Here is a 14,333-nt window from a genome sequence, read left to right on the forward strand (position 1 = left end):
TGCGAGGCAGGCCAGGGAGACCCGGGGGAGTTGGGCAGGGATTAGAGGTCGCCGAGCAGTTCGTTCACGCGGCTTTCTGCCGAAGCGAGCGCTTCGTCGACCGACTTGTCGCCATTGACGGCAGCGCCGATTTCCTCGCCAATGATGTCCTGGATCGGGAACTGGCGCTGGACCTCAGCCGGCAGGGAGCGGCCAGTGTCGGCAATCTTCGCGATGTTCTCGCGATGCGGCAGGTCCTTGAACTCGGCCATGTCGAAAACGGCCTTGGAAGCAGGCAGGTGACCGGTGCGTGCCCACTGGAAGTCGTTGTCAGAGAGGAACTTAAAGAGCTTGCCGATGGCATCCACCTGTTCCGGTGTGCGGTCCTTTTTCGGCATGACCCAGCTGTGGCCATCGGCATAGGTGCTGTCCTGCGCCGCAAAGAGTTGCGGTACGGGATAGACGGTATAGCTGTTCGAGAGCGCCGTGCCTTCCTTCTCGGACTGCGCGACATAATCCCCGATCAGCCAGGTGCCGTTGATGGCAATCCCGCCTTCGCCGTTGGCAAAGCCCGAGACGGCGGCAGCATAGTCGAGGCCGGTCGTCGAGATGCCCTCATCCTTGGTGGCCTTCATCAGCTCGACGGCAGCCTTGGCTTCCGGCGTGTTCAGCTTGATTGCCGTTGGATCCGAGAAGAAGTCGGAGTTCTGCTGCTGCAGCAGGGTGTAGAGAATGCGCGCGTAGGAGGCCGTCTCGTTGGCCATGATCTGGATCAGATAGGGTTTTCCGGTCTTTTCCTGGAACTGCTTGCCCTGGGCGATCAGTTCTTCACCTGATGTCGGGAGCATCGGCGTGCCGTCCGCGTTGACGAGACCTGCCTCCTTCATGAGGTTCAGGTTGACGTGGAAGAGCATTGTCCAGTTGTCGAAGGGCAGCCCATAGAGCTGGCCTTCCTTGGTGACGCCATTGCGGCCCGCATCGGTAAAGTTCTCCGGCGACACGCCCTGAGCGGCCAGGACTTCGTCGATCGGCTCGATCAGGCCACGGCTCTGATAGTCTGAGATCGCGGAGTAATGCATTGAGACGACGTCGGGTGCTGCACCGGAAGCCAGCTGGGCGTTCAGCTGGTCGTAACCCGGCCATTCGACCGTGGTGACGTTGACGTCGATATCCGGATTATCGGCTTCGAACTTGTTGACGAGTGCGGTGATGATGCCGCATTCGCCGACAGCGGCCGATACGTCGGTCACGCTGCCATAATCCGCCTCGCAGGCGCCGAAGAAGCGTTGCAGCTCGATTGTGGTTTGCGCCTGCGCCGAGGCGCCGTAGCCCAGCGTAGCGATCGCAACGGTGGTCATCAGAATCGTTTTCATCGTGTCTCACTCCCTTGTGTCGGGCTCTTGGCCCTGTTGGAATAAAGCCGGCCGGCTCCTCTCCGGCCGGGTAGGCTTCACTTCACCGCGCCGCCGGAAACGGCCGTCACGATGTGTTTCTGGAAGATCACGTAGACGATCAGCGCCGGGACGCTGGCGAAGACCGCCTGGGCCGCGAGAAAGCCCAGGCCCTCGCTCTGGGCAAAGTTGGATTGCGACGAAGCAAGCCCTACCGTCAGGGTGTACATTTCTTTCTTGGTCGCAGAGATCAGGGGCCACCAATAGTCGTTCCAGCCGCCCAGGAAGGTGAAGATACCGAGCGTCGCCTGTGCGGGCAGGGTCTGCGGCAGCATGACCTTCCAGAAGATCCGCCATTGCGAGGCGTTGTCGAGCAGGGCCGCCTCGTCGATCTCCTTGGGGATCGCCCGGAAGAACTGTGTCATCAGGAAAACACCGAAGGCGCCAGAAAGGCCCGGCAGCATCAGGCCGAGATAGGTGTTGTGCAGGCCGAACCAGTTGAACATCTGGTGGCGGGCGATGATGACCGCCTGTTCGGGTACTGCGAGGCCGAAGAGGACGATGATGAACAGCGTCCGGCGGAAGGGGAATTCGAGCCGCCCAAATCCGTAGCCGGCGAGCGACGACAGCACCAGAACCAGCAGGGTCTGACCGGTGGCCACGACCAGGCTATTGAAGAACCAGCCGAAGACCTGAGAGGAATGCCAGATGTTCAGGTAGTTGGCGATCGTGTAGGGCGCGCGGAAAACCGAGTCAGTGCCTACCATCAGATCCTGGTTGCTCTTGATCGACAGGCCGATCAGCCAGGCCACCGGCGCCATCATCACGATCGAGAGGAGAGCAGCGCCCCAAAGCAGCGGCCTGTAGGTCGTCAGCACTTCCGGCTTGTAGGTGTCGTCTCGGGCGGTCATGCGCCGTCCTCCGTCTTGCGCGTGGACACGATGTACTGCGCCATCGCCGCCACGAGGATGATCAGGAAGAGGTATTGCGACGCTGCTGCCGCACGACCGACATCCCATCGGATGAAGCCGACTTCGTAGATGTACATGACCAGCGGACGCGAGGATCCGTTAGGGCCGCCGTTGGTCATCAGTTGGGCCTGTCCGAAGAGCTGGAACTGGAAGACGATCTGGATGATCGTGACCAGCATGATGGTGCGCGCAATCGACGGCAGGGTAATGCGTGTCAGGACGCGCCAGGGGCCGGCATTGTCCAGGGAGGCTGCTTCATAGAGATCCTGAGGGACCTGCTGGAGTGCCGCCAGAAAGAGCATCATCGGCAAGCCGACACACCACCAGACGGTCGCGACACCGACGGCGAACAGCGACCAGCCTTTGGTCGAGATGAAGTTGATCTGGTCGATGCCCGCCTGCGCGAACAGCACGGACAACAACCCGTCTCCCGGAATGAAGACGAAGCGCCAGATCAGGGTGACGATGGTGACCGAGAGCACCGAGGAGGAAAAGAAGAGCCCTCGGAAGAAACTGGTCGTGCGCGTTGTCCTGTTGAGCGCCAGCGCCAGGAACAGGCCCAGCGCCACGAGTGTCGGCACGCTGACCAGCACGAAGACGATGGTGTTGCGCAGGGCCTGCAGGAAGACGGCATCGCCGGCGACCCTGAAGTAGTTGGTCAGGCCGACAAAGCGGCCCGGACCGAAGAGGTCCACCTTGTGCAGGCTGAGCCACATGCCCCAGAAGAGGGGAAACACGAGTAGGGCGATGAAGACCAGCAGATAAGGCAGAACGAAGAGCCCGTGGCTCCACTGACTGCGGCGATAGCTCTCGGCCATGTCACTCCACCTCCCTGCAATAGGCGCGACCATCGGCGCCGAAGAGGTGGAAGGCATGCGGATCGGCCGAGACCATGACCCGGTCTCCGGCCTTGATCAGCGAGCGGCCGTCTGCTTCCACGACAAGCTTGCTGCCGTCGTCGAGCACGCCGTAGACGAGAGATCGATCGCCAAGGCGCTCGACCACTTCGGCCGTCAGCGGCACGCCGCTGGCTCCGTCGGTGACGATGCCGACATCTTCCGCGCGAATGCCGAGTGCTGCACCTTCAGGACTGGAACCATCCGCGACATGGAAGCCGGTGTCGACAGTTCCAAGGCCTGCCGTACTGACGGCAAGGCCTGTCGCGGTGTTCTGCCAGGCGGCAACGGGCAGGAAGTTCATGGCCGGAGAGCCGATGAAACTTGCGACGAACTTGCTCGCGGGACGCTGATAAACATCCATCGGCGTCCCGATCTGTTCGATCTTGCGGGCGTTCATGATGACGATCCGGTCGGCAAGCGTCATCGCTTCCACCTGGTCGTGGGTGACGAAGATCATCGTCGAGCCGAGGCGGTGGTGCAGTTGCGCAAGCTCGAGACGCGTGCGGCCACGCAATGCAGCGTCGAGGTTCGACAATGGCTCGTCGAACAGGAATGCCTTGGGCTCCTTGACGATGGCGCGACCAATGGCGACGCGCTGGCGCTGGCCGCCCGAGAGCTTCTGCGGCTTTCGGTCGAGCAGGTGGCCGATTTCAAGCGTCTCGGCGGCGGCGAGCACGCGGCTCTCGATCTCGCCATTTGCCATGCCGATGTTTTCGAGCCCGAAAGACATGTTCTGCTTCACTGTCATATGCGGATAGAGCGCATAGGACTGGAAAACCATGGCGACCCCGCGCTTGCCGGGCGGCAAGGTGTCGACGCGCTGGCCGGCCACCGAGATGGTGCCGCCCGTGACGTCTTCGAGGCCCGCGATCATGCGGAGCAGGGTCGACTTCCCGCAGCCCGAAGGGCCAAGGAAGACGACGAATTCGCCGGCTTCGATGGACAGTGAAATGTCCTCGAGTACGGTCAGCGCGCCGTAGCGCTTGGTGACGTTGTCAATTTCAATCGAAGCCGACATGGTTTCTCCTCCCCGTCGTCGATTGGTTACTGGCCCAGCCGGATCATCCGGTAGCTGAGCGGCGCGATCTCTCCCGTGAGGCGTCCGCTTTCGATGATTGCTCCATCGCCATCTACCGGCGCGACGGTCTGCTGCTCTGGGCCATTGACGGCTTTCAGCGCATGGCCTGCGATCACCTTGTCCATGATCACCTGGCGATCGCCGAAGCCTTCGAGCGCGACATCAAGAGTGATGGCGTCGGTCTCGTGGCGGTTGACGATGAAAAGGGTCAGCGCGCCGTCCGTTTCGCTCTCGACGGCAGAGACGTCGAGATAGGGAACGGCGTCTGCAAAGTCGGTCGAATAACCAGGGCAATCGATCGACAGCTGGTAGGAGGTGCCGCGTCCATAACGCGAGGCGAAGAGGTAAGGGTAGTAGGTCGTCTGGCGCCAGGCCGGGCCGCCGGGTACGGTCATGATCGGGGCGATGACGTTGACGAGCTGCGCCAGGCAGCCGACCTTCACCATGTCTGCGCGGCGAATGAAGGTGTTGAGGATGCAGCCGACCTGCAGCACGTCCTCGAAATTGTAGATGTCTTCGAGAAGCTCAGGCGCATGCGGCCAGCCATCGCGGCCTTCGAGAACCTTCCGGTCGGCTTCGTTGGAATGATACCAGACGTTCCACTCGTCGAAGCTGATATAGACGTCCTTCTTCGAGCGCTTCTTCGCCTTGGTCACCTTGATCACGGAAGCGATGGTCTCGATGTAGTCATCGAGGCGGGCGTTCTGCGCCAGATAGGCGGCCGTGTCGCCGGCATGGTTCTCGAAATACATATGGAGGCTGATGTAATCGACGCTGTCATAGGTGTAGTCGAGGACGGTCGCTTCCCAGGCCGGATAGGTCGGCATCTTCGGGGAAGAGGAACCGCAGACGACGAGCTCGATCGACTTGTCGAAAGCGCGCATGGCCTTGGCGGTCTCGAAGGCGACCCGGCCATATTCTTCAGCCGTCTTCTGGCCAATCTGCCAGGGACCGTCCATCTCGTTGCCGAGGCACCAGAGCTTGACGTTCCACGGCTCCTCGCGTCCGTTCTTGCGGCGCAGATCCGACCAGTAGCTGCCGCCGGGGTGGTTCACATATTCGAGGAAGGCGCGGGCTTCATCCAGGCCGCGTGAGCCGAGGTTCACAGCCAGCATCATCTCGGTGTTGGCGGCCTTGGCCCAGTCGGCGAATTCGTGGATGCCGACCTGGTTGGATTCCGAGGTATGCCAGGCGAGGTCGAGGCGAACGGGGCGCTCTTCCTTCGGCCCGATGCCATCTTCCCAGTTATAGGCCGAGACGAAGTTGCCGCCGGGATAGCGGACTACGGGGACGTCGAGTTCGCGGACGAGATCGATGACGTCCTGGCGCATGCCGTTTTCGTTAGCGGTCGGGTGATCGGGCTCATAGATGCCGGTGTAGACCGCGCGACCGAGGTGTTCGACGAAGGATCCATACAGACGTGGATCGATCGTGCTGATCTTGTAATCGCGGTGAACGGTGCCGACAGCCCGCATGTGCATTTCCTCCAAATATATCCGTTTTTCGGATATCTATCATAATTGAGGATATGATACACGGGATCGACCGGAGGTCAATCCGGCAACATGCAGGGGGAATAGGAGGGGGCGCTTCAGGTCTTGATGCGCAGGACAATGTCCTGGTCGTAATTGCCGAAGCCTCGGCCGAAGATGTTGATTCCGCCGGGATGTTCGGCCGTTTCCGGCACTTCGATCCGAACGCGGATCGATCGGTGATCGAGCAGTTCGAGGTCGCCGAGTGTCGTCTCGGAGACCCGCATGCCATCGATGAAGGTGCCGTTGTCCGTCACCCGGAAACTTTTGAGAACGCCATACTGGCTGCCGCGCAGCTTCCACCAATCAGGCGTGAACTTGCCGCGCCGGTCACCGAAATCGCCGGGTGAGGTCCAGGTCGCGACCGCCTTGCCATTGATAGAAATGGTGATGTCGGACGGCCAGTTTTCGGAGGTGCCGGGCACTTCCGAGGAGAGCTCCATGAGCAGCTCGAGTTCCCGGATCGGTACGCCCTTGATCCTTGCATTGTTGGGAAACTGATAGTCCACATAGCCGCGCGTAAACCAGAGCAGTCCGGCCTTCATGCGGTCCGGAGACAGGAAGGTGTCGGGGCTGTCGAGATAACCGATGATCGCATCTGGGCCGCACATGCCGCAGGGAGCGTAGACGTCGTAGCCGCTATAGAGGCCGACCGGCATGGAGACTTCGATTGCCTCGTCCGTCGCCTCATTGGGGCGCGTAAACGTGAGGACGATCTCGTCATGAACGGCATGACAGATCTTCTGACTGCCCTTGCGTGCCTTCTGAACCTCGGTGCGAACCAGGCCCGCTTCTTCCATCTGGTTGAGGTGTGTGGATGTGGTCGATTGCGGGAGTTCCAGTACCTCGGCAATCTCGTTGACGTTGAGTGGGCCTCTGGCGTGAAGCAGTTCCAGGATCGCCAATCGTGCCGGCGCGGCGAGGCTCTTGAGGACATCCTTGCCGTCTTCCGGCGTGATCATCAAAAAACGGCTGCTCAAATCGGCTCCCCCTGCATTTCTCAATGCGTATCAGAATTCTTGATTAAAACAAGTCTAGGGAGAGCGCTCCGGTGGCTCCTGAGCGTGATGCGGTTGTTTTGGAGCCCCAGTTTCCGGTTGATGGTGCGTGTATACATCTGGCGCTAAAGGGGCGGGTTTCCTGCGCCGATGGAGTGTCTCACCGCAGCTGTTGTTGACATGATGTATACATTGTGGCTCTCTAGCGTTCGATAGAGGAGGAGCTGTCATGTCCAAACCCACCTTTCCGCTGAATGCCTGGTACGCGGCGGCCTATGATGTCGAGTTGAAGCGCCAGCTCTTGCCGCGGACGATCTGCAACAAGCCGGTTGTCCTGTATCGCAAGGAAAATGGCACCCCTGTCGCGCTCGCTGATGCCTGTTGGCACAGGCTCGTGCCGCTGTCGCTCGGGCGGCTCGAGGGTGACAACGTCATCTGTGGCTATCATGGTCTCGAATTCGACGAGACGGGGCGCTGTGTATACATGCCGTCGCAGGACACGATTAATCCGTCGGCCTGCGTCAAGTCCTATCCGATCGCCGAGAAGCATCGCTTCATCTGGATCTGGCCGGGCGATCCAGCGCTCGCCGATCCCGCACTCATCCCCGACATGCACTGGAACCAGGATCCCGCCTGGGCCGCCGATGGCAAGATGATCGAGGTGAAGTGCGATTATCGTCTGGTTGTCGACAATCTGATGGATCTCACCCATGAGACCTTCGTGCATGGCTCTTCGATTGGCAATCGCGCCGTTGCCGAAGCGCCGTTCGAAGCAAGCCATTCGGATCGGTTCGCTTACATCACGCGCTGGATGGAAGACATCGACCCGCCGCCCTTCTGGCGAAAGCAGTTTGGTCGCCCGGGCAAGGTCGACCGCTGGCAGATCATCCGCTTCGAGGCGCCTTGCACTGTGACCATCGACGTGGGCGTTGCCGAAGCGGGAACGGGCGCTAAACAGGGCGACCGCTCGAAGGGCGTCAATGGCTATGTCCTCAACACGATCACGCCGTCGACGGACAAGACCTGTCTCTACTTCTGGGCCTTTGCCCGCAATTACGACCTCGGCAATCAGGCGCGAACGCATGAGCTGCGCGAAGGCGTGGCCGGTGTCTTCCGTGAGGACGAAGAGGTGCTCGAAGCCCAGCAGCGGGCGATCGATGCCAATCCCGATCACCAATTCTACAACCTCAACATCGATGCCGGATCGATGTGGGCGCGCAAGCTGATCGACCGGATGATCGACGCCGAACTGAAGCCACAGGCCGGGCCTCATGCGGTCGCTGCGGAGTGATGGCATGACGGCTGATAACGAACGCGCTCCGAAACAGCAGACGGCAAAGGCGCTGCTTGGGCTGCGCGACCTCATCCTGACGGGTGAAATCGAACCGGGCGAGCGGCTGTCGGAAGTCGCGCTCGCAGAGCGTCTTTCGGTGTCGCGCACGCCGCTTCGTGCCGCCTTGCAGCGGCTCGAACAGGAGGGCCTGGTCGCGCTCATCCCGTCAGGTGGTTACGCCGTGCGTTCGTTCAGCCGGCAGGAGGTGATCGATGCCATCGAGTTGCGGGGCGTGCTGGAAGGCACTGCCGCGCGGCTTGCTGCCGAACGCGGTGCGACGCCGGCCCGGATGAAAGCCATTCGCGAGGTCGTCGCCCAACTCGACGATGTCTTGTTGGCCGAGCCGTCTGCCATGGATTTCGAGCGCTACGAGGCGCTGAACGGCAGGTTTCATCGCCTGCTCTGGGACCTTGCCGGCAGCGAGGTTCTGCGCCGGGAGATCGAGCGGATGACGAGCCTGCCCTTTGCGAGTCCGAATGCCTTCGTCAACACCGAGTCCGATGCGCCAGCCTTCTACAGGACCCTTGTCGTCGCGCAGGCGCAGCACAAGGCAATCGTATCAGCCATCGAATTGCGGGAGGGGGCGCGGGCCGAGGCGCTGGCGCGGGAGCATGCGCGGCTTGCCCGGCAGAACCTCGATTTCGTGCTTGAGGAGCAACCCGATCTGCGCCGCAAGGTTCTGGCGCTTGCCCTGATGGCGGGCTGATCGGATCTGGGATCAATTTATCTGGGAGGATTTCATGCGTTCCAAGCTGGAATGGCGCGCGGCGCGCGTCATATCGATCGAAGCCCCGGCGGAGGATGTCCGGGCCGTCACCTTCGCGGTGGATGGGCTGCGGCAGGCCTTCGATCCGGGGTCGCATACGAATATCAAAGTCGTCATCCGGGGTGAGCCGGCAATTCGAACCTATACAGTGCTGCCGAGCGCGCCGGACACGCTGAAGATCGCGGTCAAGCTGCATCCCAACAGTCGGGGTGGCTCAGCCTTCGTCTGGAACATGGCTGTCGGTGACGAGACCGAGATGACCGAGCCGGAGAACCGTTTCGAGCTCTCCTGGCGGGCGTCGCGTTATCTGCTGATCGCCGGCGGTATCGGGATCACGCCGATCTATGGCATGGCAAAGGCGCTGGTCGCGCGCGGTCATTCCGTGCGGCTGATCTATGGGGCGAAAAGCCGGGCGCAGATGGCTTTTGTCGATGAGTTGCAGGCTTTGCTGGGGGATGGTCTCGAGGCCTTCGCGCAGGACGAGGGCCAGGCCTTCGACCTCGCAGCTGAATTTGCCGCGCTTCCTGTCGATGGCGAGGCCTATATCTGTGGTCCGCACGGTCTGCTGGAAGCCGCACGCAATACCTGGCGCGAGAGTGGTCGCTCGATGAGCCGGTTGCGCTTCGAGGTCTTCGGCGACAGCGGGCGCTTTGCCGAGCAGCCGTTCTCGGTCACGGTTCCGCAATACGGCCAAACCGTCGAGGTGCGCGCCGACCAGACCATGCTGGATGCGCTGATGGAGGCGGGGATCGACATGGTATATGACTGTCGCCGCGGTGAATGCGGATTGTGCGCGGTCAGCATCGTCGACGCATCCACGCCGATCGATCATCGCGACGTGTTCTTCTCCCCGGAAGAGCGACACGAGGGAGAGAAGATGTGTGCCTGTGTCTCGCGTGCCGTTGGGGGAAGCGTGACGATCGACACCGGCTATCGGCAAGAGGCATTGCGGGCCTGAGCCGGCAGTTGCATCAGTCGCTCTCACCCTCGATCAGGATCATCGGCCAGAGCCGGCGGCGCACCGCATCGGGATAGTGGTGGGCGAAGTCCGGCATGGTCGCAAGCAGGCTTTCTGCCAAGGCAATCCCGAGCCCCCTCAAATCAGGGCGAAAGCAGGTGAGAACCGGGTGCAGGAACTGCGCCTGGGGGCTGTATTGGCCGATGACCGCGATATCCTTGCCCGGCTTCAATCCCACCTCCTGCAGGCCGCGATAAAAGCCGACCACGGTCGCCTCGTTAAGGAGGATGATCGCTGTGGGGCGGTCGCGTGATTTCATCACCTGCTGGGCGACGTGGTAGCCGCCCGGCTCGTTCGGGCCGGAGCGATAGACGTGCGCCGGGTCGAGCTCCAGGCCGTGGCGGGCGAGCACGACGCGGCAGTGGTTCTCGAAGACATGGCCGAGATTGATGTCGCCATGGGGGCGGCTGATCGCAATCCGCTTGTGGCCGCGCGCCACAAGGCGTTCGATTGCGTCTTCCGCCATGCCTTCGAAATCCAGATCGTACCAGGGCTGGCCGACATCCGTCTGGCTTCGGCCGAGGGTGATGAAGGGTATCTTCGTCTTGTGCAGGAGCTCGAAGCGGGGATCCTGGTGGCGCGTGGCCGACAGGATGATGCCATCGGCGAACCCCCGGGCGACGATTCGCTTCAGGTAAGCGTCCGGATCTTCTTCCGACGAGCAGAGCAGGGCGACGAGGTCGAGCTTGTGGCGGGCGAGCACCGTCTGCATGCCGTCGAAGACGCGCATGAAGAAGGTATCTCCCTGACCGGTAATGTCATGGCCGGTCTGCATCATGAAGCCGATTATGCCGGTTGCGCCCTTGCGTAGCGAGCGGCCGGCCTGGTTGGCCACGTAACCCAGCTTCTCTGCGGCTTCCAGAACGCGTCGGCGTGTCTCCTCGTTGACGTCGGGCTTGCCATTCAGCGCGCGCGAAACCGTACCGATGGAAATATCCAGATGTTCGGCCAGCTCGCGAATGCCTGCCATTTCCCCTCCCCCAAGCGGTGGTCCGTAATCGTTTACGAAAAACTATTGACACATGCAGGGTCTCGTTCATAGTGTCGTAAACGTTTACGGGATGTGCGGAAGAGGAGTTTCACTCATCCCTTGGGAGGATATCAGTGACATCAAGAGCCGTTTTGTGCGGGTGCGGAGCTATGGCTAAAGGCTGGCTTCGAGCGCTTCAGTCTGCTTCCGATTTGGGCCGAGAGGTCGAAATTGTCGGTCTCGTCGACCTCGACCCGACGACGGCGAAGGCGTTCGGGGCTGAATTCGCCCTGGAAAACGTGACCATCGGCACGGATCTCGCGTCCGTCATCGATGCTACGCGAGCAAACATGGTGTTCGACGTGGTGGTGCCGTCCGCACGCTTCAACGTCGTCTCCACAGCTCTCAAACTCGGCTGCCATGTGCTGTCCGAAAAGCCGCTCGCCACGTCCATGGATGAGGCCAAGGCGCTGCTTGCGCTCGCCGCAGAGACTGGCCGAGTTCATGCCGTGGTCCAGAATCGTCGTTTCATCTCCGGTGTCCGCCGCCTGCGTCGCGCCGTCGAGGATGGCTTGATCGGCGAGCTCTCCGGAATTCATTGCGACTTCTTCCTCGGTCCGCATTTTGGCGGCTTCCGCGAAGCCATGGACAATGTGCTTCTGCTCGACATGGCGATCCACACCTTCGATGCCGCCCGCTTCGTATCCGGCAAGCAGCCGCTTTCGGTCTATTGCGTCGAGAGCAATCCGTCCGGCTCCTGGTATGCCCATGGCGCGTCGGCGAACGCGATTTTCAAGCTCTCTGGCGATGCAGTCTTCACCTATCGCGGCTCCTGGTGCGCCGAAGGGCGCCGCACCAGCTGGGAGAGCGCCTGGAGGCTGGTTGGCTCCAAGGGCATGATCACCTGGGACGGTGAGGAGACCTTTGAGGCGACGGTCGCTGGCCACGAGCCCGGCCTGCTGCGCGGTCAGCAAGTTTTGCCTGTGCCGTCGGCGCCTGATGAATACGACACGCACGGACATCAGAGCGTGCTCGCCGAATTCATCGACGCGGTGAAGTCCGGGCGCAAACCGGAGACTGCCAGCGACGACAATATCAACAGCCTGTCCATGGTGTTCGGCGCAATCGAGAGCGCGCGAACCGGACTTCCCGTCAGCATTTCAGTCGAAGGACATTAAACCCGTGAGCATTTCCGCAAAATCGATCCGCATCGGAACCATGGTCAGCGCCAGCGGCGGCAAGGCGGCCGAGCGGATCGGACAGATCGCCGATATGGGCTTCGAGAGCTTCGAGCCCTTCTTCTGGCAGACCACCAACGGTCAGGATCTTGCCGATCTCGGCAAGCGTTGCGTCGAGGCGATCGGCGATCGCGACATCACCATCTCGACGCTCGGCATGTTCGGCAATCCGTTGGAAGAGACCGACATGGATCTCCAGACCCTTCAGGGCTGGAAGGATTGCATCGACAATGCCCATCATTTCGGCGCGACCTGCGTCGCCGGTTTTACGGGTCGTATCCGTAACCGCCCACTGACGGAGAGCCTGCCGCGCTATCGCGAAATCTGGAGCGAGCTCGCCAAGCGTGCTGCCGACAAGGGCGTGAAGATCGCGTTCGAAAACTGCGCCATGGACGGCAACTGGCAGACCGGCGACTGGAACATCGCGCACAATCCGGATGCCTGGGAGCTGATCTTCAACGAGACGCCGGACGATCACATCGGGCTCGAATGGGAGCCCTGCCATCAGATGGTCTATCTGATTGATCCGATCCCGCAGATCCGCAAATGGGCGCACAAGTTTTTCCATGTGCATGGCAAGGACGCGACGATCCGCTGGGACGTGATCCGTGAACACGGCGTCTTCGGCAAGCATCCCTTCGTCTTCATGCGCACGCCGGGCTTCGGCGACACCAACTGGACCGACGTCATCTCGGAGCTCCGGCTCGCAGGCTGGTCCGGTTCGATCGATATCGAGGGCTGGCATGATCCGGTCTATCGCGACGCGCTGGAGATGACCGGCCAGGTGCATGGCCTGAATTACCTGAAGAATTGCCGGGGCGGGGATTTCGTCACCGATCCGGTCTGAGCTTTCGGAAATATGGGTCTTGTGGAGGACAAGGCCCATGCAAAAACCCAAGAGGAGGAAACCATGGGTATTCGCAAGCATATCGCCTTCGGCGCCTTGGCGCTGGCCAGTGTCTCCTTGTTCGGGCTATCGGCCCAGGCAGAGGACGTGAAGATCACCGTCTGGTCGCTCGACCGCGACATCCAGCCGGCACCCAATCTGATCAAGGACTTCAATGCACTCGGCAACGGCATCACGGTCGAATACCGCCAGATCCAGTTCGACGACGTCGTCAGCGAGGCGATGCGGGCCTATTCGACCGGACAGGCGCCCGATATCATCGCGATCGACAACCCCGAGCATGCCTTGTTTGCCTCACGTGGCGCCTTTCTCGACCTGACGGACCGGATCGCGAAATCGGAAGCCATCAAGACCGAAAACTACTTTGCCGGACCGCTTAATTCGGTGACCTGGGACGGGAAGCTCTTCGGTGTGCCGAAGGCCACCAACACGATCGCCCTCTACTACAATGCCGACATGTTCAAGGAGAAGGGCCTCGATCCGGACAAGCCCCCGCAGACCTGGGCGGAACTCCTCGATGCCGCGCGTAAGCTCAACGATCCGGCGAAAAACGTCTACGGCCTCGCTTTCTCGGCCAAGGCCAGCGAAGAGGGGACCTTCCAGTTTCTTCCCTGGGCGCAGATGGGCGGTGGCGGCTACCAGGCAATCAATGCCGAGGGCGCTGTGAAGGCGCTCGAGACTTGGCAAATCCTGATGGACGAGAAGCTCGCCTCTCCTGACAGCCTGACGCGCGGACAGTGGGATTCCACCGGCACCTTTAACTCTGGCAATGCGGCCATGGCGATCTCCGGGCCATGGGAGCTGAACCGGATGAGCGATGAAGCCAAGTTCGACTGGCGCGTGGCGCTTCTGCCGGTGCCGGAAGCCGGTGCCGAGCGCTCGTCGGCCATGGGTGACTTCAACTGGGCAATTTTCGCCAACACGAAGCAACCGGAAGAAGCCTTCAAGGTCCTGGAATACTTTGCCGCACAAGATGACCAGATGTTCGAGAAATTTGGCCAGCTGCCGGCCCGTTCCGACATAACCTTGCCGGCGACCGGCAACGAGAGGAAGGACGCGGCCCTCAAGGTCTTCCAGGAGCAATTGCAATATGCCCAGCCGCGCGGGCCGCATCCCGAATGGCCGAAGATCTCCAAGGCGATCCAGGATGCCATCCAGGCGGCGCTCACGGATCAATCGTCGCCTAAGGAAGCGCTCGATCAAGCGGCTGAAACCATCGCGGCCATCACCGGTTGACCCCATCCGCAGGGCTC

At 61.3% G+C, this 14,333-nt stretch carries 13 protein-coding genes; 6 read left to right on the top strand and 7 right to left on the bottom strand.

Features of this window, described 5'->3' with window-relative positions; genetic code table 11:
- Positions 1-41: 41 nt before the first annotated feature.
- From IP85_RS00825 to IP85_RS00850, 6 genes are all read right to left on the bottom strand, one after another.
- Complete coding sequence (locus IP85_RS00825; RefSeq protein ID WP_054147765.1) at positions 42-1,352, bottom strand: extracellular solute-binding protein; 1,311 nt, start codon at positions 1,350-1,352, stop codon at positions 42-44.
- Positions 1,353-1,429: 77 nt separating this feature from the next.
- Positions 1,430-2,281 carry a carbohydrate ABC transporter permease gene (locus IP85_RS00830; RefSeq protein WP_054147766.1) on the bottom strand — a complete coding sequence of 284 codons (852 nt, stop codon included), beginning with the start codon at positions 2,279-2,281 and terminating at the stop codon, positions 1,430-1,432.
- Positions 2,278-3,159, bottom strand: coding sequence for a sugar ABC transporter permease (locus tag IP85_RS00835; RefSeq protein ID WP_054147767.1), 882 nt, complete (start codon positions 3,157-3,159; stop codon positions 2,278-2,280). The genes IP85_RS00830 and IP85_RS00835 overlap by 4 nt, the downstream gene beginning before the upstream one ends.
- Before the next feature lies 1 nt (position 3,160).
- A complete protein-coding gene (ugpC, locus tag IP85_RS00840) occupies positions 3,161-4,258 on the bottom strand; it encodes a sn-glycerol-3-phosphate ABC transporter ATP-binding protein UgpC (protein WP_054147768.1) in 1,098 nt (365 codons plus the stop codon).
- 26 nt (positions 4,259-4,284) lie between these two features.
- Positions 4,285-5,793 (bottom strand): alpha-N-arabinofuranosidase, encoded by a 1,509-nt coding sequence (locus IP85_RS00845; RefSeq protein ID WP_054147769.1) that lies wholly within the window; start codon positions 5,791-5,793, stop codon positions 4,285-4,287.
- A gap of 116 nt (positions 5,794-5,909) precedes the next feature.
- Complete coding sequence (locus IP85_RS00850) at positions 5,910-6,830, bottom strand: metalloregulator ArsR/SmtB family transcription factor (RefSeq protein WP_054147770.1); 921 nt, start codon at positions 6,828-6,830, stop codon at positions 5,910-5,912.
- 247 nt (positions 6,831-7,077) lie between these two features.
- On the opposite strand from IP85_RS00850, the gene IP85_RS00855 reads away from it, so the two are divergent.
- From IP85_RS00855 to IP85_RS00865, 3 genes are read left to right on the top strand one after another with little or no spacing between them, the layout of a single operon-like run.
- Positions 7,078-8,139 carry an aromatic ring-hydroxylating dioxygenase subunit alpha gene (locus IP85_RS00855; RefSeq protein WP_054147771.1) on the top strand — a complete coding sequence of 354 codons (1,062 nt, stop codon included), beginning with the start codon at positions 7,078-7,080 and terminating at the stop codon, positions 8,137-8,139.
- Positions 8,140-8,143: 4 nt separating this feature from the next.
- Positions 8,144-8,887 (top strand): GntR family transcriptional regulator, encoded by a 744-nt coding sequence (locus IP85_RS00860; protein WP_054147772.1) that lies wholly within the window; start codon positions 8,144-8,146, stop codon positions 8,885-8,887.
- A gap of 34 nt (positions 8,888-8,921) precedes the next feature.
- Positions 8,922-9,905 carry a PDR/VanB family oxidoreductase gene (locus tag IP85_RS00865; protein ID WP_054147773.1) on the top strand — a complete coding sequence of 328 codons (984 nt, stop codon included), beginning with the start codon at positions 8,922-8,924 and terminating at the stop codon, positions 9,903-9,905.
- A gap of 13 nt (positions 9,906-9,918) precedes the next feature.
- On the opposite strand, the gene IP85_RS00870 is transcribed toward IP85_RS00865, so the two are convergent.
- Positions 9,919-10,935, bottom strand: a complete 1,017-nt coding sequence (locus IP85_RS00870) for a LacI family DNA-binding transcriptional regulator (protein ID WP_054147774.1) — start codon at positions 10,933-10,935, stop codon at positions 9,919-9,921.
- A gap of 134 nt (positions 10,936-11,069) precedes the next feature.
- On the opposite strand from IP85_RS00870, the gene IP85_RS00875 reads away from it, so the two are divergent.
- The 3 genes from IP85_RS00875 (at position 11,070) to IP85_RS00885 (ending at position 14,316) form a co-directional block, all read left to right on the top strand.
- Positions 11,070-12,113: a Gfo/Idh/MocA family oxidoreductase gene (locus IP85_RS00875; RefSeq protein WP_082347537.1), complete on the top strand. Its 1,044-nt coding sequence runs from the start codon at positions 11,070-11,072 to the stop codon at positions 12,111-12,113.
- Positions 12,114-12,117: 4 nt separating this feature from the next.
- A complete protein-coding gene (locus IP85_RS00880; RefSeq protein ID WP_054147776.1) occupies positions 12,118-13,020 on the top strand; it encodes a sugar phosphate isomerase/epimerase in 903 nt (300 codons plus the stop codon).
- Positions 13,021-13,083: 63 nt separating this feature from the next.
- Positions 13,084-14,316 (top strand): sugar ABC transporter substrate-binding protein, encoded by a 1,233-nt coding sequence (locus tag IP85_RS00885; protein ID WP_054147995.1) that lies wholly within the window; start codon positions 13,084-13,086, stop codon positions 14,314-14,316.
- Positions 14,317-14,333 lie beyond the last annotated feature (17 nt).

The organism is Rhizobium sp. AAP116, from assembly GCF_001295785.1.
Classification (GTDB): domain Bacteria; phylum Pseudomonadota; class Alphaproteobacteria; order Rhizobiales; family Rhizobiaceae; genus Allorhizobium.

What these genes read in the sequence shown, in the direction of transcription:
- ugpC (WP_054147768.1), bottom strand. Translation starts at nt 4,258, where the DNA reads ATGTCGGCTTCGATTGAAATTGACAACGTCACCAAGCGCTACGGCGCG.
- IP85_RS00860 (WP_054147772.1), top strand. Translation starts at nt 8,144, where the DNA reads ATGACGGCTGATAACGAACGCGCTCCGAAACAGCAGACGGCAAAGGCG.
- IP85_RS00825 (WP_054147765.1), bottom strand. Translation starts at nt 1,352, where the DNA reads ATGAAAACGATTCTGATGACCACCGTTGCGATCGCTACGCTGGGCTAC.
- IP85_RS00855 (WP_054147771.1), top strand. Translation starts at nt 7,078, where the DNA reads ATGTCCAAACCCACCTTTCCGCTGAATGCCTGGTACGCGGCGGCCTAT.
- IP85_RS00865 (WP_054147773.1), top strand. Translation starts at nt 8,922, where the DNA reads ATGCGTTCCAAGCTGGAATGGCGCGCGGCGCGCGTCATATCGATCGAA.
- IP85_RS00835 (WP_054147767.1), bottom strand. Translation starts at nt 3,159, where the DNA reads ATGGCCGAGAGCTATCGCCGCAGTCAGTGGAGCCACGGGCTCTTCGTT.
- IP85_RS00845 (WP_054147769.1), bottom strand. Translation starts at nt 5,793, where the DNA reads ATGCGGGCTGTCGGCACCGTTCACCGCGATTACAAGATCAGCACGATC.
- IP85_RS00870 (WP_054147774.1), bottom strand. Translation starts at nt 10,935, where the DNA reads ATGGCAGGCATTCGCGAGCTGGCCGAACATCTGGATATTTCCATCGGT.
- IP85_RS00830 (WP_054147766.1), bottom strand. Translation starts at nt 2,281, where the DNA reads ATGACCGCCCGAGACGACACCTACAAGCCGGAAGTGCTGACGACCTAC.
- IP85_RS00885 (WP_054147995.1), top strand. Translation starts at nt 13,084, where the DNA reads ATGGGTATTCGCAAGCATATCGCCTTCGGCGCCTTGGCGCTGGCCAGT.